The following is a 20,122-nucleotide window of genomic DNA, read 5'->3' as shown; positions in this document are numbered from 1 at the left end:
AAGAAATCCTGAATAAAAAAATCCGTTTCCTGCGGAATTTTAGTCTCTGTTGATGTGATAATATGCCAACATTTTATAATACAGTTTTGCCGCTAAAAATGCACTTGGTTTTGAATAAGCAGAATCCATTAATTCAACAATATCAAAAGCAACAACGTTACATTTTTCGAAAACTTTTCTTAATAATTCCAATGTTGGATACCATTGTAAACCACCTGGTTCCGGAGTTCCTGTTGAAGGTGCGATTGACGGATCAAAAGCATCCAAATCGATTGTGATATAAACATTTCCTGAAACTTTTTCTAAAACATCATTTACCCAGTTTTCGTTATTGGCAATTTCGTGAGCGAAAAACACTCTTCCTTCAGGTAAATATTCAGCTTCCTCAACATCCATAGAGCGGATTCCGACCTGAACCAGATTATGTTTCTGGTTTGCTTCAAAAACCGCACAAGCATGATTGGAAGTAGAACCATGGAACTCAGGACGAAGATCTGTATGAGCATCCAATTGTAAAACCGTCAGATTTTCAAATTTCTCTCCAACCGCACGAATCGAACCGATAGAAACTGAATGCTCACCACCAAATAGCGTAAATAATTTATCTGTTGCCAAAAGCTCTTTTGTTTTCTGATAAACCGCTTCTGTCATTGCCTCAGGAGTAGAGTTTTCTGAAACTTCTCCTGCCATGTAAACTCCTTCAAGATAAGGCTCTGTTCCTGTTTCTATGTCATATAGTTCCATATTTTCGGAAGCTTCTAAGAACAATTCCGGACCTTTGTCGGCACCTTTTCCCCAGGTTGACGTTCCGTCGTAAGGAACCGTTACCAAAACTACTTTTGAATTTTCTAATGAAGCATTTTCTTCAGGAATTCCTGCGTATGTTTTCATAATGTTTTTAAAGTTAAATGATTTTTGCAAAGATAGTAAAAGATGGAAGCTGGGAGTTGGAAGCTTGAAATTTTTGCAGTGAAAAAATAAATTCGTATTAATTTTTAAAACTCTCGTTGATTTTGCTGATTTTACTTTTAAAACAAATTTCCGAAATATGTATATCTCTTAAGCTACAAGCATCCAACTCCCAGCATCCATCCAAATTTCCTACCTTTGCAAAAATTTAAAACATGTCATTAAAAGCTGTGCTGTTCGATATGGATGGCGTTATTGTAGATACAGAACCTTTGCACAGAAAAGCGTATTTCAAAACATTTAATCAATTGGGAATTGAAGTTTCTGAAGAACTTTACACCTCCTTCACTGGTGCTTCCACGAGAAAGGTTTGCGAAACGTTAATTCAAAAATTCAATCTTTCTCAAACTTTTGAAGAAATTGCCGGCATCAAAAGAGCACACTTCAAAGATTATTTTTATCATGATGAAGAGTTTGATTTAATTCTTGGAGTAAGAACATTAATTCAACATTATTACGAAAACGGAATTACTTTAATTTTAGCATCTTCCGCAACGATGACCACCATCAATATGGTTTTTGAGAAATTTGAATTAGAAAAATATTTCAGCGGAAAAATCAGCGGTGCCGATTTAAAGGAATCAAAACCACATCCTGAAATTTTTATGAAGGCAGCAGAAATGGCTGGTAAACCAATTGAAAACTGTATGGTCATTGAAGACTCCACCAACGGAATTTTGGCAGCTCATCGTGCTAATATTTTCTGTGCGGCATACAAAAGTCTGCATACACATAATCAGGATTATACTCTGGCAAATATAATTGTATCAGATTATTCTGAATTGGAAGTTGATAAGATTTCAAAGTTCTTTTGAATAAAAAGACAGCTCTCAAAAATCTGAGAGCTGTCTTTTTAAAATTGCAAACTGTTCGTCGCCTTCGTTTAGAGTGCTTCAGTTATTTAGTAGCCTAATATTTTCAAAATATCTTCCGGTTCCTGTCTTTCTCTAAAGATTTCATATTGAAATTCTCCATTTTCATCTTTCTGAATCAGAATATGTCTCGGTTGAGGCATCAAACAGTGATGAACTCCACCGTAGCCGCCAATAGTTTCCTGATAAGCTCCAGTGTGGAAAAAACCAATATATAAAGGTTTCGTATCACTGAAAACAGGTAAATAAATTGCATTCGTATGCTGTTCAGAATTATAATAATCATCTGAATCACAAGTTAATCCACCTAAGAAAACTCTTTCATAAGAATCTTCCCAACGGTTTAACGGAAGCATGATAAAGTGTCTTGAGATCGCCCAAGTATCAGGAAGTGTAGTCATGAAAGATGAATCGATCATGTTCCACTTTTCTCTGTCGTTCTGACGTTTCTGAGAAATAATTTTATATAGATTTGCGCCACTTTCACCAACTGTAAAGCTTCCAAATTCAGTATAAATATTGGGTTCTTCTACTCCTTCCTCTTCACAGAATTTTTTGATCTGAGAAACAATTTCTTCTACCATATATTGGTAATCATAATCGAAATTTAAAGAAGTTTTGATTGGAAATCCACCACCGATATTTAATGAATTAACTTCCGGAGCAATTTTCTTCAAACGTGCATATACACGAAGACATTTATACAATTCATTCCAATAATACGCTGTGTCTTTGATTCCGGTATTGATGAAAAAGTGAAGCATTTTCAGTCTTGCATTCGGATGTTCCGCAATTTTCTGACTGTAATAAGGAATAATATCTTTATATCCGATTCCTAATCTTGAAGTATAGAATTCAAACTTTGGCTCTTCTTCGGAAGCAATTCTGATTCCGATGTCGAATGTTGTGTCAATGCTTTCCGTTAATTTATCCAATTCACGATAATTATCCAGAATCGGAGTGATGTTTTCAAAACCACTATTAATCATATCTGAAATTTTCGCCAGATAATCATCCGTTTTGAAACCGTTGCAGATCACTTCAATATTTTTATCAACCTTACCTTCATTGTAAAGCGATTTTACAATATCCATATCATAAGCCGAAGACGTTTCGATAGAAATATCGTTCTTCAGGGCTTCTTCAATTACAAATTTGAAATGGCTGGATTTTGTACAGTAACAGTATCTGTAGTTTTTTTTGTAATCGATTTTCTCAAAAGCTTCTTTGAACCAGCCTTTTGCTTTCTGGATATTCTGAGAAATCTTCGGGAGGTAACTTACCTTAAGAGGTGTTCCAAACTTTTCAACAACCTCCATCAAAGGAATATCGTGAAAAGACAAATTGTTCTCAGAAACATTGAATTCTTCCGTTGGAAAATACAATGTCTGATCAATAAGTTCCGAGTATTTTATTTTCATTTTCTGACAAGTGAATTAAGAATGCAAAATTGCTAAAAAAGATTGATTTTTTAGTTTTAAATTTTCTTAAAGTTTTCACAGATTTGAAATTACCCGTATCGTTATTTTCTATGTAAAAATCAGAGATAATTCTTTCCGATAAATACCAGCAAATCTCCTTTTTCATATTGGATAAAAACTTCGTCCTCAATTGCAAAATTTCTCGTTCCGATTCTTGACGTAATACTCAGATTTTCATCAGTTAATGACCAATTTAAACCTTTAGTTGTCACATTTTCAACCGTTGGAAAAGGATACAGTGAAATGAGTTTATTTTTGACATTTTTTAAAACAACATTTTCGGAAATAAAAAAATATTCAGAAAACTCATCATAAAATTTTATGTTTAAAGTATTTTTAAATGAATAGGCAACTGTTAGATTTCCTAAAAAATGATCCTGCTCTCCTCCACTTCCACCAAAAACATCAATATTTTTAAAGCTTTTTTCTGAAATAAGTTCCAAAGCTTTATGAAAATCTGTCTTTTCCTGATCCGGAGTATATATGAATTTGTCTTCATAAATGTTTTCATCAACACCTGAATGCGAATCAAAATCGCCGGAAATAAAATCCAGTTTTTCTAATGGGAAATTAAGATTTTTCAGATAATGAAAAGCACCGTCTGTACACGCTATGAGATTATAGTTTTCTGGATTGGGAAGTGACTTTGGTACATCACCATTGATGAAAAGAAGTGCTTTATCTTTCATTCGGGTTCCAGTATTCTTCCGGTTCGTCGTTGATTTTTGAAATATATCTTGCTAAAACAAAAAGATAATCTGAAAGTCTGTTGAGATACTTTATCAATTCTGGACGCACTTCTTCAGATTCATTTAAAAAAACCAAAGAACGTTCGGCTCTTCTGCAAATCGTTCTCGCAGCATGCAAAAATGTTGCAGATTTTCCGCCACCGGGAAGAATAAAGTATTGTAATGGCTCGAGTTTTTCTTCAAAAGCATCCATCCAGTTTTCCAACTCTTCGATTTCTTTATCTGTAATAATTAAAGGAAGCCGGGATTTTCCATTTGCCAACATCAGTTTATCAACCGGGGTTGCTGCTTCGGAGCCAACCGTAAACAAATCAAACTGAATTTTCTTTAATTGTATTAAAACCTCATCATCAGTAATATGGCTTTTTGAAATTCCGATGAACGAATTGAGCTCATCAATGTTTCCGTAACTTTCTACTCTCGCACTCGCCTTGGAAACACGGGTTCCGCCGTACAAAGCGGTTTGTCCTTTGTCACCTGTTTTGGTGTAAATTTTCATATGTAAATTTTCATTGTCTTTAAAAGCCATACGCAATCATGGCGATTTCATAAGACTAAAATAGTTTATTTTGTACAATTTCAAAAGTAAAAAACAGGAAAGCTTTAGAAACTAAAAATAAATTCCCAGTTACACATCATAAAAAAGACCGGTTAATAAAACCGGTCTCATTCAAAATTATTTATCTACCTCTACATATTGTAAAACGGTCTGATTTTTCGGATTGTAGATGATTGTACTGCTGTTTGGAAATCTTTTTAGCTTATAATATTCTATACTCTGATCATTTTTCATATCTTCAAGAAAACCTGTATCAACAGTATTTTCGGGAAGAAATTTCTCAACTAAACTTATTTTATCTACAATACTTTGTCCGTCAATTCTCCGGACTTTCTGATCTGATTTGCTTTCATCAGTTGTTAGCTGGTTTTCCAAAAAAGGAATTAATACAGCTTTGTCGGCTTTATATTTAAAAATAAACCCTTCGGTACCATTCGGAAATTTAAAAGTTTTTCCTTTTGCTTCCGAAATCATATTAGTTCCGGCATTTTTAAAAACATCATCAAATTTAACATCCTGTGAGTGAGTTAGCGAATTAATCGATTCACTAACAGTTTCTTCCATTACTTTCTGAGCTTCTTGCTGTACTTTTTCTTTAGTCTGCTGTACGGTTTCATTGATTTTGTCTTCTACTTTATTACATGACAGCACAGTAAAACCAATGATTCCTGCAACAATAATTCTTTTCATTTTTTAATCTAAATTTTAAAGTTGAGCATCAATTTCGCTGCCAATTATTTACTTAACGCAAACTGATGAATTTTATTTAACAATTAAAGAAAAAAAAATTAAATCCCAAAAAACCTACTGACAATCTGTTGTCATAACGTCGACTTACCTTTGTCTTAACATTAACAAATAAAATTAAATATTATGACAACTACAGCAACAGCAACGAAACAGTTTATCTCTTCAGCACAATTATTAGAACATTGGCAAGGACATAGAAACCTCACCAGAAGAGTGATCGAGATGTTCCCTGAAAAAGATTTATTCGAATTTTCCATCGGCGGAATGAGACCATTTGCGAAATTGGCAGTTGAATTGATCAGCATTGCCGGTCCGGGTTTGAGAGGAATTGTAGAAGCGCAAATCGAAGGATTTTCAGAGGAAGCTTTTCAACCAAAAACTAAAGAAGACATCCTGAAAAAATGGGACGAAGAAACCGAAGTAATCAACCATTATTTCAATCAGATTTCAGAAGAAAAATTTCAGGAAACTTTTAATTTATTTGGTCAGTATGAGTTTCCGGTTTATCAGAATATTCTTTATTTCGTTGACAATGAAGTTCATCACCGTGGACAGGGATTTGTTTACCTGAGAGCTTTAGGAATTGAGCCACCTTTTTTCTGGGAAAGATTTAGCATTTAATCAACTTAAAAAAAGCTTTCGGAATTTTTCTGAAAGTTTTTTTGTTAAAATCTATACTATCGTCACTTCGAGTAGATTTTGAAAAAATCGTATCGAGAAGTTTTTAATTAATGTCTTTGTTTGAAAGAGATTTTGTGAAGGGTTCAGTAGTTCTCGATACATTTTTTTCCATTTTGTTTCTTAAAACACTCAAACTGACGTGGAGTTTTTATTTAACTAATTAGATTAATAGGAGAAATTCTCTGATTTTCTTTTTAAAACCATCTTTTAAATTCTTTCTGAAATTCTATTAATTAATTTTTTCATTTTTACCTTTAACAATTCCGGTTCCAGAATTTCGGCATAATCTGCAAAAGTAATCAGCCAGCGCGGGAAACCCTCATCAATCCATTCCGTTTCAAAGGTCATCTCGATGCCTTTTTCGGTTTCTTTTTCTTCAATCAATCCGTAATAGCTTTTAGAATTAATTAAATATCCCATTATTTTTTTATCGACCAACAATTTTACTTTTGTGATGTTTTTTGATGCAATTCTTCGATGGTCGTTGATTTTTCCGTATTCCTGAGAAAAAGCGATTTCTGTTTTAGAAATCTTCAAAATCCTGTCGACTCTGAACTGTCTGAAATCTTTCCTCAAGGTGCAAAAAGCCATGATGTACCAGTAAGTAAATTCATAAAAAATTCCAACGGCTTCGATTACACGATTTGAAACTTTTCCTTCAACACTTTGATATTCAATTGAAAGTTGTTTTTTCTCGGCAATACTTTCCAGAATAATCGGAATCACATTTTTTATAGAATCATCAGATTTCGGACTGTAATCAAAAATATCAATCTGATTTTCAATATTCTGAATTAAATTTTTATCAGAATGCCTCAATACCGAACGCAGCTTTTCCATTGCCGTCTGATAATAATTTCCCAAACTTTGATGCGAAAATTTTTGCATCAGTTTTTCTGCGGTAATGAAACTTAAAACCTCCTCTTTTGTAAACATCACGGGCGGAAGTTTGTAACCATCCATCAGAGAATAACCGCTTCCCGCTTCGCCAATAATCGGAATTCCAGCGTTTTCAAGCGTTTTGATGTCACGGTAAATTGTTCTTATACTTACTTCAAATTTTTCAGCCAAATCTTGTGCACGTACCAATGGTTTCGATTGTAATTGCGTGAGAATTGCAGTTACCCGATCTAGTTTTTTGAGATAATGATCGTTCATTGAATTTATTTGTAGGTTTTTATCAGACGATCCAGATTTAAACTTCTTGCCGAAGCATCAAAAATCTCTCTGTACGATCCGTCTTTTTCAAAAAGTTCGTCGTGAGTTCCGCTTTCTACCACCTCTCCTTTTTTCATCACATAAATTTTATCTGAATCTAAAATCTGAGAAAGTGAATGAGAAATAATCACAACCGTTCTTCCTTCTTTGATGGCATCCAAAGAGTTTTTAATCTGCTCAGTTGCGATCGCATCCAGACTTGCAGTCGGTTCATCCAGAAAAATGATCGGGGGATTTTTTAAGAATAATCTTGCGATGGCTATTCTCTGTTGTTGTCCGCCAGAAAGTTGGGTTGCATCATGATTGTATTTTTGAGGAAGATCCATAATCTGATCATGGAGATAGGCTTTTTTTGCAGCTTCCTGGATTTCTTCAAAACTTGCATTCATATTTCCATAACGGATGTTGTCCTCAATACTTCCCTGAAAAATATGATTTTTCTGCAACACCAAACCGAGATCATTCCTTAAGTAAGAGTTTTCAAAATCATTTAAATCAACTTTATCTAACATAATTTTGCCTGAATCGGGAAGGTAGAATTTACATAAAAGATTGATAATCGTAGATTTTCCTGCTCCGCTTAAACCGACCAAAGCAGTCGTTTTACCGTTTTCAATCACCATCGAAACATTATTCAAAGCTTTTGTACCGTTCGGATAAGTGAAGTTGACATTTTTTAATTCAAAATTTCCTGTGATTTTGTTTTCAATGAAAGTTCCGTTGGGTTCCTCTTCGTTTTCGGCATTTAAAATATCAAAATATCCTTCAGCATAAATCATCGCATCATTCATATCATCATAAATCCTGTGCAACTGCCGAATCGGTGCCGAAACATTATTAAATAACATAATATGAAGCATGATTGCACCGATTGTCATTTGCTGATCCAAAACCAGATAAACCGTTAAAAGTATAATTAAAACCACTCCGAACTGCTCGATAAAAGTTTTCAAACCGTCATAGATAAAATTGGTTTTTCTTGTAAACATCTGGCTTCCCATCAACTGCATCTGAAGATCATACTGTTTTTTGCCTTCAAATTTTTCACGGACAAAACTTTTAATGACCATAATTGAATTGATCAGATTTAAAAGTCCGGAAGTTTTTTGCTCTCGCTGATTTCTCAAAGTTCTTCTCACGCCTCCTAATTTTTTAGCCTGTAACGAACTGATATAAAAATAAATAGGAACGATAACCGTAGAAACAATCCCAACATAAACATTCTGCATATACATTATAATCAAAGCAATAAATGCATTTGAAAACAAGGGAAGCATATCAATGAAGAAGTTCTGAACCAGTCTCGTCAGACTTTCAATTCCGCGATCGATTCTGATCTGAAGCTTTCCTGACTCGTGGTTCTCATCATTAAAATAAGCGACTCTGTAGGTCAGAATTTTATCAATTGCTGATTGCGCTAAAACCGAACTGACATTGATTCTGATCTTTTCACCATAAAATTTCTGTCCGAAATTGATGAAAATATTCAGTAGTTCTTTACCCAATAAAATGATTGAAATAATAATTAAAATATGAATTCCTTCATTCATCGGATCTGGCAAATGAGTCAGTTTTGTAACTTCATCTACCGTATATTTTAAGACCAAAGGATTGACCTGAGCCGCCAAAGCTCCGAGAAAAGTAAGAAACAAAGTTCCGTAAATCATTAAACGATAAGGCTTAATAAAAGGAATCAACTGCTTGTAAATTCCAAATAAAGTGACTGTTCTGTTAAAAGGTTTTGCCATGAATTGGTGTTAAAAGAAAAACGTACCGTTTCTGAGAGAAAAGGTACGTTTTATTATTTTTTAAGGCAAATAATTCTTTCCTTCTAAGCTATTTTTTAAAACTTCCATGATCATCAATATATTTAAATGGGTGACTTTTATCTACAATTACACCTCCTGACTCCTTAAATGTACCAAACATCCCAATCCAATCTTCTTCATCTATTTCTTTCGGTGTATCCCATTTAATAATTCCAAAATTATTATTTTTTTCTTTATCAAGAATAACTCCATATTCGTTATCCAAAAAAACTTTACTTCCAGAAATAAAATCATCATCTATCTTCCAAATATCGGTAATATTAAATATTTGAGAACCTATTTCCATTCCTTTAGATTCGGTAAATTGTCTCCATTCTTTATTTGGCTTAAACCAATTCCAGATATTTGTAAAATCCGCAACATTATCTCCCTCTACCTCATAAATTTCTTCAATTAAAACATTTTTAAACTTCAAGAATTTCAAGTCCGAATTTGTTAAAGCAAGTTCTTCGAGTAATACTTCAGCTTGATGTAATAAATTGAATAGTTTATGAAGTTGATATTTTTCAAAATACTCAATCTTAGAAAGATCACTTGATTTAGAATAAGCGTTAGTCCTTCTTTTATTAAACAAGTTTTTAAAAAACATATTCTTAAATACTTTATTAAGGATTATCCTTCAAACATATATGTTGTAAGATAATGCAGGTCAGGTTTGCTTGCAGCTTTCGATTCCGCTTCTGCCTGTTCGAGAGAATATTGCATATTGATTTCTTTCTTTTGAAAAACAAAAGAGTTGTTGGCATTTTTATCTACGATATCATTGAAAATATGTTGGATTTCTGAATTTCCTAATGATGAAAAACTGATGTCTTCAAACCCATACATCAATCTCAAATCGTCAAACTGAGCGAAATTTTCATCTACGAAACTTTGAAACTGAGATTTAGAATCAAAATTTCCTGCCCAGATATTGTACGCATGTTTTTTCTTACTTGGTTTGTCGAAAATACTCTGGTAAACAAAATTTTCCCCTAAATAGGCTTCTCTTACCTGAGGATCGTTTGCCAGTTCTTCAGGAAGACCTTCTTTTAAAATCTTTCCTTCAAACATGATGTAAGTTTTGTTGGTGATCGCCAAAGTCTGCTGTACGTTGTGATCGGTAATCAGAATTCCTATATTTTTGTCGGTCAGACTTCTTACGATTTTCTGAATGTCTTCCACAGCAATCGGGTCAACTCCCGCAAAAGGTTCATCCAGCAAAATAAAACTCGGACTGGTTGCTAAACATCTTGCGATCTCAGTTCTACGTCTTTCACCACCTGAAAGTAAATCTCCACGGTTTTTACGGACGTGCTGTAAAGAAAATTCTTCGATCAGTTCATCACATTTAATTTGTTGCTCGCGTTTTGAAAGTTTCGTTAGCTGTAAAACACCCATGATATTATCTTCAACAGATAATTTTCTGAAAACGGATGCTTCCTGTGCAAGATAACCGATTCCTTTTTGGGCTCTTCGATACATCGCATCGGTCGTGATCTCCTGTTTATCGAGGAAAATTTTTCCGGAGGTTGGCTTTACCAAACCTACGATCATATAAAATGAAGTCGTTTTCCCGGCTCCGTTTGGACCAAGCAAACCAACAATTTCTCCCTGTTGAACTTCTACAGAAACGCCTTTTACAACTTTTTTCGGACCGTATTCTTTGATTAAGTTTTCTCCTCGTAAAATCATAAAGGCAAAGATAAAGTTTTTTTGAATTTAAATTTCAGATTAAAAAAACGGATGGTTTAGTTTTATGAAAATTTAAGGTTATTTTGAACGTTGTGAATTTAAATTAACTCTCATTTTATCATCACGTAAGGAGCAAAGGTTGTAAAATAGTTTTGTCGTTTAGATTTCTAACGGAATGACAAACTTTGTGCTTAATATTAAGTGATCATAATGGCTGGCTGTAAATTTTAAAACAATTTTCTTTTCCTGAATCATATCAATTGGTATTTTTCTTAAATTTAAATCACCAATCACAATTTAAATTTTATGGAAAATAACCAACAACTGACAGATTTGCTGGCTTCGGATCTCGGAATAAATCTGATTAACCGAAGACCATACGCGAAAGAAGTTTTTAAATGGCAGGACATTGATCTTCTGCCCCATTCTTCTATAGATACTTTGCTCTGCGAAATCTACGAATGGAACGGAAGAAACTGGAGAACAACCAACAATAATCTCATTGGTTTTCTCTTTTCTGAAGAGCAATTGAAAACAGTTAAAGATCAACTTTTGAATGTTCCAAAACATCCGGCTTTGATTCCCGATTTTGAATTTACAAAGGAAAATATGGTTGAATATGGTCTTTCGTTGCCATCTTTATTCAATATTGGAGTTAATGGAAATATCAATAATGCCAAAAGTTTTTCTGTACGCGTGAACGGAGTAACAAAATCAAGAATTACCAATATTGATTCTCCCGGAATTGAAATTCTTAGGAAATATTCAGAGTTCACAGATTCAAAATCAAAAACTTACCGGAAGAATATTAAATTCAATTATTTAAGCACCTCACTTTTTTATGCTGAAAGTGTAGAAATTTTCTTGGAGAAAGAATCAGGTATTGGTCTAGATGTGAGTTTTCAAACGGAGGATGTGGAAGTTGATGCCAAAGTTGATACGGATACTAAAAAACATTTTGTTTTAAAATATTCAGGAAATCAAGCACCTTTTGCAGCAAAATTCACCAAAGGAAAAGATTTTGATATTATGTGATATTTTTTTGTTAATTTAGTTTTTCACTAATCAAAAAAATATTATTATGAAAAAGTTAACAAGAAAAAATCTAATGAAAATTAATGGTGGAAACATAAGATTTCCAGACGAAAATGGTAATTGCCAGCCAGGATGGTATCTATGCCCTTCTAATATATGTGTATATGACAACGGTGGACAAAATCCTATTGTTCCGGGATCTCTTCATTACAATGCATGTTTCGGATAGCAATATAATAAAAAAACCACTTCAAATTGAAGTGGTTTTTTATTATATTTCATTGTTTATCTATTTAAAATCATTGCGGCTTCTTTTGCAGCATATGTGAAAATCATATCTGCTCCTGCTCTTTTGAAGCAGGTTAAACTTTCAATAATGGCTTTATCATTGTCTAACCAACCGTTTTGAGCAGCAGCCTTCAACATTGCATATTCTCCGCTTACGTTATAAACTGCAATTGGTAAGTCGATGGCTTCACGTACTTTTGCAACGATATCCAGATATGGAAGTCCCGGTTTTATCATGATGATATCTGCACCTTCTTCCACATCCTTGAAAACTTCATTTAAAGCTTCACGGGAATTGTGAAAATCCATCTGATAGGTCTTTTTATCTTTTGGAATTTCCATATTGTCTTTCGGAGCGCTGTCTAAAGCACTTCTGAAAGGTCCGTAGAATGAACTTGCATATTTTGCAGCATAGCTCAAAATTCCCACATCATGGAACCCATTTTGTTCTAAAGCTTCTCGAATCGCCAAAACTCTCCCATCCATCATGTCACTCGGTGCTACAATGTCTGCTCCGGCTTCTGCATGTGAAACTGACATTCTTGCTAAAGCTTCATTGGTCGCGTCGTTAAGAATTTTTCCGTTTTCGATGATTCCGTCGTGACCGTAAATTGAATAAGGATCTAAAGCTACATCAGGCATAATAATCATTTCCGGAACGGCATCTTTGATTGCTTTAATGGTATTTTGCATCAATCCGTCTTTGTTCCAAGCTTCTTTTCCGGTGTTGTCCTTTAAATGTTCTGAAACTTTCATATAAAGATTGACCGCTTTTACGCCTAAAGAAAATAATTCTTTACATTCTTTTACCGTCAAGTCAATACTTCGTCTGAAAATTCCGGGCATTGATGAAATTGCTTCTTCTTTATTTTCACCTTCCATTACGAAAATCGGCATTACAAAATCATCTGTAGAAAGGCTGCATTCTCTTACCAATCCTCTCATAGATTCATTTACTCTCAATCTTCTGTTTCTTGAATATATCATTTTGGAATACTTTTTGAATAATTTATTGCAAATTTAATATAAGTTCTATAAAAAACTATTGTGGATGATTATAGAATTTATTACTTTTGTTAGTAATAATTATGCAAATAATACGTTAGATGAAAAAACTTTTACTATTAATTATATTTACGGGCGCTTTTGTTGGTTTTTCCGACAATATTAAAGCACAAATAAAGGAGCCTTCCTCCACTTTACAGAAGTCTGATGATGGTGTTCTTACTGCTTACCCAAATCCTGCAAAAGATTTTTTGGTGGTAAAAGCCAAAGATTCTTCGTTAAAAATAAAATCAGTGATATTTTACTCTATATTAGGAACGCAGGTTGCCAATTACAATGTGAATACCAATAAAGCTGAGATCAATATTGAAAAATTAAAACCCGGAAAGTATCTGATCCGCTATATTCTCAGCGACAATACTCAAAAGGTTACTCAAATAGTAAAACAATAATATTAAATCCTGATAATCATCAGGATTTTTTCTTTTAGATTTCTTCTGTTTTAATAATTCCGTAACTTTCGGATTATTTTTATTCTCATAGTAAAAAAACAACTTAATGCTAAAAGCTGAACACATTACTAAAACTTACAACGCCGGAAAGAAAACAGCCTTGGAAGATTTTAGCATCCATGTGCCGAAAGGAAGTATCTACGGTCTTCTCGGACCCAACGGAGCAGGAAAAACTTCATTTATCCGCATCATCAATCAGATTACACAGGCAGATTCCGGAGATGTTTTCATCAACGGTGAAAAACTGAATCCGAATCATATCAAAGACATCGGATATATGCCTGAAGAACGAGGTTTATATAAAAACATGAGTGTCGGAGATCAGATTCTCTATTTCGGAGAACTGAAGGGGATGAAAAAAAGTGACGCTCTTAATGAAGCCAAAAAATGGTTTGAAAAGTTACACATCGATCAATGGTGGAAGAAAAAACTTTCTGAACTTTCAAAAGGGATGGCTCAGAAAATACAGTTTGTTGTAACGGTACTTCACAAACCGCATTTGTTGATTCTTGACGAGCCATTTTCAGGTTTTGATCCTGTAAATGCCAATTTGATTAAAGATCAGATCATCGAACTTAAAAATAACGGCACTACGATTATTCTTTCCACTCACCGGATGGAAAGTGTAGAAGAAATGTGTGATTATGTGGCATTGATTGACAATTCTAAAAAAATTATTGACGGAAGAGTTTTTGATGTACGAGAAAAATTCAAGAAAAATATTTTTGGAATTACGCTTTCGGATGTGAATAATGAGCAACTTCAAAATTTTCAGAATAAGTACGATATTTTCAATTTATCAGAACAAAACAATCTGATTTCTTTTGATCTGAAAAATACAGTCAATCAAAATGATATTTTGCTTGATCTTGTGCAAGCCGGAAAAGTAAGATCATTTGACGAGAAAATCCCTAGTATGAATGAAGTATTTATTAATGCCGTTGGTAATCATTCTTAAATTTTATGAAAAATATTATTTTAATTACAAAAAGAGAATTTCTTACGCAGGTAAAGAAAAGATCTTTCATTCTATTGACTTTATTGGCTCCTTTAATGATCATCGGATTTGGCGCAGTGATCGGATTGATGTTCAAAGCTAATGAATCACATAATGTTATTGAAGTTGTAGACAACAGCGGACTTTTCAATGGTCAGCTTAAATCTAATGATAAGCTGGAATATGTTTTCGTTCCCGTAGCAGATGAAAAATCTAAAATTAAAAACCTTAAAGACAATGAATCTTTAGATGGAATTTTGATTCTGCCTCAGATTAACAGTCAGAATTTTGATGACTTAGAAAAAAACACAAGACTGGTTGTCAATACAAAAATCGGTCTTGATACGAAACAACGCATTATTTCTGATATCAGCAACGTTATTAAGAAAGAAAAAATAAAGCAATTAGGGATTGCAGAATCTCAGCTTAACAATCTTGATAAAACTTTTGAACTGAAAACGATCAATGTTTCAGAAGATAATAAAGAAGATTCTGATCTTGCTTTTGGTGTAAAAACGGGGTTGAGTTTGGGTTTAATGTATGTCACTTTCATGTTTATCATCATTTACGGAGTGCGTGTGATGAGAAGTGTTTTAGAAGAAAAAAACAACCGTGTAGTAGAAATCATCATCTCTTCTGTAAAACCTTTTGAACTGATGATGGGAAAAATTTTAGGCGTAACAATGGTTGCACTTACACAGTTTATTATTTGGATTACGATGTCAGTAATTGGCGCATTAGTTTTAAATACAGGCTCTTCATCCATTCAAAAAAATATTCCGGGCAGCAATGAAGAATTATCTGACAAATTGGATATTGCACAGATTGCGACTCAGGTTTCTCATAGTTTATTGGATTTAAATTTTCCTTTAATCATATTTGTATTTATTGTATTTTTTCTTTTGGGATATATTTTTTACAGCTCGATTTATGCAGCAATTGGTTCTGCAGTTGATAACGAAACAGAAACCCAACAATTCACATTATTTGCCATTTTACCGCTAACTTTAGGAATGTACGGAAGTTTTTCTTTAATGAATAATCCTGATGGACCTTTAGGATTTTGGTTATCAATAATTCCTTTCACATCGCCTGTTGCGATGATTGCGAGGATACCTTATGGTGTTCCGGCGTGGGAAATTGCTTTGTCTATTTTTTTACTTTTAGCTACGACTATTTTTATGATTTTCCTTGCTGGAAAGATTTACAGAGTAGGAATCTTAATGTATGGAAATAAAGCCACGTTGAAGGAACTTTGGAAGTGGATCAGAAGTTAATTTTACTACAAAATTTTGTTCTATACGATTAGCAAATGAAAACTAAATTCACCCTACTATATTATTCACTTACAATTGTAATAATTGCATTCGTCTATATTGTATTTAGTTTAGTACCAAAACTGTTTACTGATCCTTACTATGATGGAACAATTTTCCCAAAGATATTTCTTCCTTCAATTGTTATTTTCGCTCTCTTTTTTTTGACAATGGGGGAATTGAAAAACAAATGCATACAATTATATATAGATAACAATAAGTTAGAAATTAAACGATTTTGGGGCTTACAAGAAAGAATAATAAAAAATTCAGTAATTGATGGCTGGAAATTATCTCATCAAACTTATAATCATACACAACGTGAGTTTATTCTTATCATTAGAAATAATAAGACAGTGGCTACTATTTCACAATCTTACCATAAAAATTATTTCGAAATTAAATTTCAAATTGAGAATAAATTTGAATATTTAGGTTATGAGAAATTCTCATACATCAAGGATTTCAAAGAAATGCTGATGTGGCACTAATAAATATATACAGCATAAAAAATCCCGAGATAAATATCCCGGGATTTTTATTTAAATTAAGAATTTTATTCGAAAATATAACTTAAACTTAAGCTAAGAACCTGTTCAGATTTCTTTTTTGCCGTATTCGGATCTTTTGTAAAATCCTCAATAAGTTTAGGATAAGTGTTGGAAACACCGAAGTCATACTTTAAAGCTAATTCGAGTTGTCTTTTGTAGCTATACCCAATTCCGACACCTACTGCGAAGTTAAAGCTGTTAGCTTTTCCGCTGATTTGTGGATAGTCGGGAACTGTTACATCCGGATCATAATAGGGTCTGCTTGCAGGTACATTTTTAACATTCTGACTCAATAAAAAATTAAATCTCGGACCAATCATTCCAAAAAATTCTGATTCTGCTTCAGAAAAATATCCTTTGAAATAAATCGGTACGCTCAAATAATTATTAGCGTACATTGCATCATAACCGTCAGCATTTTTAGCATCTTTATCTTTCCCAGATTCTCCGGCTCCATAATATGTAACCTCTGGCTGAAGATAAAACTGATTGGCTCCTCCCATTGGGATCAATGCTAAAGCACCGCCCTGAAAAGCAAATCTTGCCCCTGAAGGATTATGTGCATTCTTAACTCTCGAATAGTTTCCACCAGCAGTAACACCAAATCTTGTACTACTAAAATCGATCTGTGCGAAAGATAAAGTAGAAAGCGCTAAAGCTGATGCTAATAAAAATTTTTTCATATCATTTTGTTTTTTAAATTATCCTAAAACTTTTGCAACAGTAACACCAATATCAGCAGGGGAATCTACTACATTGATACCGTTTTCTCTCATGATTTCCATTTTAGCCTGAGCTGTGTCTTCGTCACCTCCAACAATAGCACCTGCGTGACCCATTGTTCTGCCTTTAGGAGCAGTTTGCCCGGCAATAAAACCAACAACAGGTTTTGTAGAACCGCTAGCTTTGTACCATCTCGCAGCTTCAGCCTCAAGACCACCACCGATTTCACCGATCATTACAACCGCTTCAGTTTCCGGGTCGTTGATGAATAATTCCAAAGCTTCTCTTGTTGTTGTTCCAATGATTGGATCACCACCGATTCCGATCGCTGTAGAAACACCGTAACCAGCTTTTACAACCTGATCAGCAGCTTCGTAAGTAAGAGTTCCTGATTTTGAAACGATCCCTACTTTTCCTTTTTTGAAAACGAAACCTGGCATAATACCAATTTTAGCTTCATCAGAAGTGATGATTCCCGGACAGTTTGGCCCGATCAATCTGCATTCTTTGTCAGCGATATAAGATTTTACTTTTACCATGTCTGCAACAGGAATACCTTCTGTAATACATACAATTACTTTGATACCCGCTTCAGCAGCTTCCATGATAGCATCTGCAGCAAATGCAGGTGGTACAAAAATGATACTTACATTAGCTCCGGCTTTTGCAACAGCATCAGCAACAGTATTAAATACCGGCTTTCCTAAGTGCTCGCTTCCTCCTTTTCCGGGAGTAACACCACCTACTACGTTCGTTCCGTATTCAATCATCTGACCTGCATGGAAAGTACCTTCGTTACCTGTAAAACCTTGTACAATTACTTTAGAATCTTTGTTTACTAAAATTGACATTTTATTGTTGTTTTAATTTATTTTAATTAATGCTCACAAATTTACTTATTTTTCTTTGATTTCAGATAAAACCTTCAAACTAATCTTTATCAGTTCTATGAAAAAACCTATGAGCAGGAATACGGAAGTCAAATGATCCCTGTTGAGTGTAAACTTATCCTTCATTCAGATATTAATTACATCGCTGCAAACATACTGATTTTATTTTTTTTCTGATCGAATGTAACTGTAAGAAATTATGAATTTTCCTTATATCGATACTACTTTATTGACCTGTTGAATATTATTTTACTGACCATCATTGCCGCTCATTATTCAAGAATACTATCCGTACGATCGGGAAAACAAGCTGTTTATCTCCGAATGTGGTCTTACCTTCAAGGAATCCCGGCTTCCCCATATTGAATATTATATGGAAACACCGGAATGCAAAATATCTAACTGAGAATGACATCTTAACGGTTCGGAATACCAGCTGCCTGTTAAAGAATATCAACTGTATTAAAAGGAATACCTTCTTTACGATCAGGAATACCTTCTGACTGCTACGGAAAGACATCTTGATGAATGGTAAAGAAATTTCTCACACAAAAATACCCGATCATCAAATCAGGTATTTCATATATTTATTATGTTAATGGAATTTCGTTGTTGTGACGGGTTCCCAAATCTGAGATTTTGCGCGAAAGCTTATAGTTTCCGTGAAATGATGGATTGAGAACATCATATTTCTTCATCAGCCTGTCGATTTTGCTTAAACATACGCTGAACTTTTTAAATTCGTTTTGCAGATCATGCGTTGCATTTTGGGTTGTGTCAATACTTACTCCTGCATCATATGCCTTTGCATCAAAATTATTAATTGCTGTCAGCCAGTCCTGTACTTCGGCTGAGGTCACATAATCGGGATCAAGATTTACAGTGTTTTCATTTACTATATTGTACAGCTTTTGACAGTAAATTTTCGCTTCTACCCCGGTCATGTTTTTGATCTTCGATTTGCTTGTAGTAAGCTGTTTGGCTAAAGGACTGTCCTGACCATCAAAATAATCTGCAGCCGTATTGGCATATGCTACCGTAAGGCTGATCATCTTCGTTCTTGCGTCTGTTTTTAAGCCGGTATTTGCTGTGGTGTCGGTAGTCTGAATTCCCGCTAAAGCATCCAGATTATCTACAATGATGTTCAGCTCTGAAATTCTTACGGTTAAGGGATTATTACCTGTATATTTTCCTTGTTCAACGGAAAAAAACTGTTTGAGGGTTTTGGCCATGCTCAGCCTGTTGGATTGTTTTGTCGTCATTGTGTTTTATTTTAATATTAATGACAAATTTAAAAAATATTTTTATATGTACAAATTCTGTTAAAAAAAATTACGTTTACCTATCTCCCACCTGCTTATCCATTAAAAAGTTATTTAAATTCACTATTATGTTTTAAAATATGAAAAATATTTTTATCTTCGCAGCAGATTTTAACGAAATAATAAAAGCGTAAGCTATCATATTGGTTAAAGAAAACTGCGAATCTTCTTTTGACAACCATATTTTGATAGGCTTACGCCCATGTTCATAAATGGGGCACGGGCGTAGTCTTTCTGGTTGTCGGGTTCTTCGCAGTACCTCTTTAACGGATCGACTTTTGCTCCGTGCCTTTTATTTTCTAAAATCAGAAAGAATCAATTAAAATAACACGACAGGTTTTGTCGCATCTGGCATTGATATTTGCATTAAGAACTTAAAAACAAACAAATGTTATGAAAAAAGATAAAAAAATTTAATTATTGTCAATATTTAATGAAGATTAAGGTTTTCCTCATAACAGGAGTAAAATATAATTTTATATTAGCAGAAAATTAACAATAATTAAAAAACAAAAATCATGAAAAAACTCTACATGAGTGCATTATTCTTATGCACCGTCATGAGCATTTCAGCTCAGGAGGTGGTTTGGCAGAAAGACATTAAATCCTCCACTCAGGATTTTCTTTCACAAGTCACTACGACAATCGATCAGCAATATTTGATTACAGGAAGCTCGATTCAATCGAAAAAAATCACTTCA

20 protein-coding genes and 2 pseudogenes are annotated in these 20,122 nt (G+C 33.8%); 9 read left to right on the top strand and 13 right to left on the bottom strand.

Annotated elements, in window-relative coordinates; translation table 11 throughout:
- Positions 1 to 39: 39 nt before the first annotated feature.
- Positions 40 to 891: an agmatinase gene (gene speB / locus K0R77_RS13605; RefSeq protein WP_300353359.1), complete on the bottom strand. Its 852-nt coding sequence runs from the start codon at positions 889 to 891 to the stop codon at positions 40 to 42.
- Positions 892 to 1,124: 233 nt separating this feature from the next.
- On the opposite strand from speB, the gene K0R77_RS13600 reads away from it, so the two are divergent.
- On the top strand, positions 1,125 to 1,784 hold the full coding sequence (locus tag K0R77_RS13600) for an HAD family phosphatase (protein ID WP_300353357.1): 660 nt from the start codon (positions 1,125 to 1,127) through the stop codon (positions 1,782 to 1,784).
- Between the two features lie 86 nt (positions 1,785 to 1,870).
- Here the strand turns inward: K0R77_RS13600 and K0R77_RS13595 are convergent, their stop codons facing one another.
- The 4 genes from K0R77_RS13595 to K0R77_RS13580 all read right to left on the bottom strand — a co-directional run bounded on the left by K0R77_RS13595 (position 1,871) and on the right by K0R77_RS13580 (position 5,320).
- Positions 1,871 to 3,262 carry an arginine decarboxylase gene (locus tag K0R77_RS13595; RefSeq protein ID WP_115621595.1) on the bottom strand — a complete coding sequence of 464 codons (1,392 nt, stop codon included), beginning with the start codon at positions 3,260 to 3,262 and terminating at the stop codon, positions 1,871 to 1,873.
- Positions 3,263 to 3,381: 119 nt separating this feature from the next.
- The gene (locus K0R77_RS13590) at positions 3,382 to 4,011 is read right to left on the bottom strand and encodes a thiamine diphosphokinase (protein ID WP_300353349.1); all 630 of its coding nucleotides are present in this window, start codon (positions 4,009 to 4,011) and stop codon (positions 3,382 to 3,384) included.
- The gene (locus tag K0R77_RS13585; protein WP_300353346.1) at positions 4,001 to 4,570 is read right to left on the bottom strand and encodes a cob(I)yrinic acid a,c-diamide adenosyltransferase; all 570 of its coding nucleotides are present in this window, start codon (positions 4,568 to 4,570) and stop codon (positions 4,001 to 4,003) included. Before K0R77_RS13585 ends, K0R77_RS13590 begins: the two co-directional genes overlap by 11 nt.
- Before the next feature lie 177 nt (positions 4,571 to 4,747).
- Positions 4,748 to 5,320, bottom strand: a complete 573-nt coding sequence (locus tag K0R77_RS13580) for a hypothetical protein (RefSeq protein ID WP_300353344.1) — start codon at positions 5,318 to 5,320, stop codon at positions 4,748 to 4,750.
- A gap of 183 nt (positions 5,321 to 5,503) precedes the next feature.
- On the opposite strand from K0R77_RS13580, the gene K0R77_RS13575 reads away from it, so the two are divergent.
- Positions 5,504 to 6,001 carry a DinB family protein gene (locus tag K0R77_RS13575; RefSeq protein WP_300353342.1) on the top strand — a complete coding sequence of 166 codons (498 nt, stop codon included), beginning with the start codon at positions 5,504 to 5,506 and terminating at the stop codon, positions 5,999 to 6,001.
- A gap of 267 nt (positions 6,002 to 6,268) precedes the next feature.
- Here K0R77_RS13575 and K0R77_RS13570 read toward each other — a convergent pair whose 3' ends face one another.
- From K0R77_RS13570 to lptB, 4 genes and pseudogenes are all read right to left on the bottom strand, one after another.
- Positions 6,269 to 7,219 carry a YafY family protein gene (locus K0R77_RS13570; RefSeq protein WP_300353340.1) on the bottom strand — a complete coding sequence of 317 codons (951 nt, stop codon included), beginning with the start codon at positions 7,217 to 7,219 and terminating at the stop codon, positions 6,269 to 6,271.
- 5 nt (positions 7,220 to 7,224) lie between these two features.
- On the bottom strand, positions 7,225 to 9,027 hold the full coding sequence (locus K0R77_RS13565; RefSeq protein ID WP_367182746.1) for an ABC transporter ATP-binding protein: 1,803 nt from the start codon (positions 9,025 to 9,027) through the stop codon (positions 7,225 to 7,227).
- Positions 9,028 to 9,115: 88 nt separating this feature from the next.
- Positions 9,116 to 9,697, bottom strand: a complete 582-nt coding sequence (locus K0R77_RS13560) for a hypothetical protein (RefSeq protein WP_300353337.1) — start codon at positions 9,695 to 9,697, stop codon at positions 9,116 to 9,118.
- Between the two features lie 359 nt (positions 9,698 to 10,056).
- A pseudogene (lptB, locus tag K0R77_RS13555) lies at positions 10,057 to 10,782 on the bottom strand (LPS export ABC transporter ATP-binding protein); the annotation flags it as partial.
- Positions 10,783 to 11,088: 306 nt separating this feature from the next.
- Between lptB and K0R77_RS13550 the strand changes: the two are divergent.
- Together K0R77_RS13550 and K0R77_RS13545 are read left to right on the top strand one after the other, a co-directional pair.
- Positions 11,089 to 11,817, top strand: a complete 729-nt coding sequence (locus K0R77_RS13550; protein WP_300353330.1) for a hypothetical protein — start codon at positions 11,089 to 11,091, stop codon at positions 11,815 to 11,817.
- 46 nt (positions 11,818 to 11,863) lie between these two features.
- A complete protein-coding gene (locus tag K0R77_RS13545) occupies positions 11,864 to 12,046 on the top strand; it encodes a hypothetical protein (protein ID WP_300353328.1) in 183 nt (60 codons plus the stop codon).
- A gap of 56 nt (positions 12,047 to 12,102) precedes the next feature.
- Here the strand turns inward: K0R77_RS13545 and hemB are convergent, their stop codons facing one another.
- Positions 12,103 to 13,092, bottom strand: coding sequence for a porphobilinogen synthase (gene hemB, locus K0R77_RS13540; RefSeq protein WP_300353326.1), 990 nt, complete (start codon positions 13,090 to 13,092; stop codon positions 12,103 to 12,105).
- 119 nt (positions 13,093 to 13,211) lie between these two features.
- Between hemB and K0R77_RS13535 the strand changes: the two genes are divergently transcribed.
- From K0R77_RS13535 to K0R77_RS13520, 4 genes are all read left to right on the top strand, one after another.
- Positions 13,212 to 13,562 carry a T9SS type A sorting domain-containing protein gene (locus tag K0R77_RS13535; protein WP_300353323.1) on the top strand — a complete coding sequence of 117 codons (351 nt, stop codon included), beginning with the start codon at positions 13,212 to 13,214 and terminating at the stop codon, positions 13,560 to 13,562.
- Positions 13,563 to 13,668: 106 nt separating this feature from the next.
- A complete protein-coding gene (locus tag K0R77_RS13530; protein WP_300353320.1) occupies positions 13,669 to 14,580 on the top strand; it encodes an ABC transporter ATP-binding protein in 912 nt (303 codons plus the stop codon).
- Between the two features lie 5 nt (positions 14,581 to 14,585).
- On the top strand, positions 14,586 to 15,896 hold the full coding sequence (locus K0R77_RS13525) for an ABC transporter permease (protein ID WP_300353318.1): 1,311 nt from the start codon (positions 14,586 to 14,588) through the stop codon (positions 15,894 to 15,896).
- 35 nt (positions 15,897 to 15,931) lie between these two features.
- Positions 15,932 to 16,426 carry a hypothetical protein gene (locus tag K0R77_RS13520; RefSeq protein WP_300353315.1) on the top strand — a complete coding sequence of 165 codons (495 nt, stop codon included), beginning with the start codon at positions 15,932 to 15,934 and terminating at the stop codon, positions 16,424 to 16,426.
- A 65-nt stretch (positions 16,427 to 16,491) separates the two neighbouring features.
- Here K0R77_RS13520 and K0R77_RS13515 read toward each other — a convergent pair whose 3' ends face one another.
- The 3 genes from K0R77_RS13515 to K0R77_RS13505 form a co-directional block, all read right to left on the bottom strand.
- Positions 16,492 to 17,169 (bottom strand): porin family protein, encoded by a 678-nt coding sequence (locus K0R77_RS13515; RefSeq protein ID WP_300353313.1) that lies wholly within the window; start codon positions 17,167 to 17,169, stop codon positions 16,492 to 16,494.
- An 18-nt stretch (positions 17,170 to 17,187) separates the two neighbouring features.
- Positions 17,188 to 18,060 (bottom strand): succinate--CoA ligase subunit alpha, encoded by an 873-nt coding sequence (gene sucD / locus K0R77_RS13510; protein ID WP_129534654.1) that lies wholly within the window; start codon positions 18,058 to 18,060, stop codon positions 17,188 to 17,190.
- 629 nt (positions 18,061 to 18,689) lie between these two features.
- A complete protein-coding gene (locus K0R77_RS13505) occupies positions 18,690 to 19,361 on the bottom strand; it encodes a hypothetical protein (protein ID WP_300353309.1) in 672 nt (223 codons plus the stop codon).
- A 578-nt stretch (positions 19,362 to 19,939) separates the two neighbouring features.
- Here K0R77_RS13505 and K0R77_RS13500 point away from each other — a divergent pair.
- A pseudogene (locus tag K0R77_RS13500) lies at positions 19,940 to 20,122 on the top strand (T9SS C-terminal target domain-containing protein); the annotation flags it as partial.

The organism is Chryseobacterium sp., from assembly GCF_029240215.1.
In the GTDB taxonomy this organism is placed as follows: domain Bacteria; phylum Bacteroidota; class Bacteroidia; order Flavobacteriales; family Weeksellaceae; genus Chryseobacterium.
Note: the sequence above shows the minus strand (reverse complement) of the source record. Positions and strands in the feature narration are given on the sequence as shown.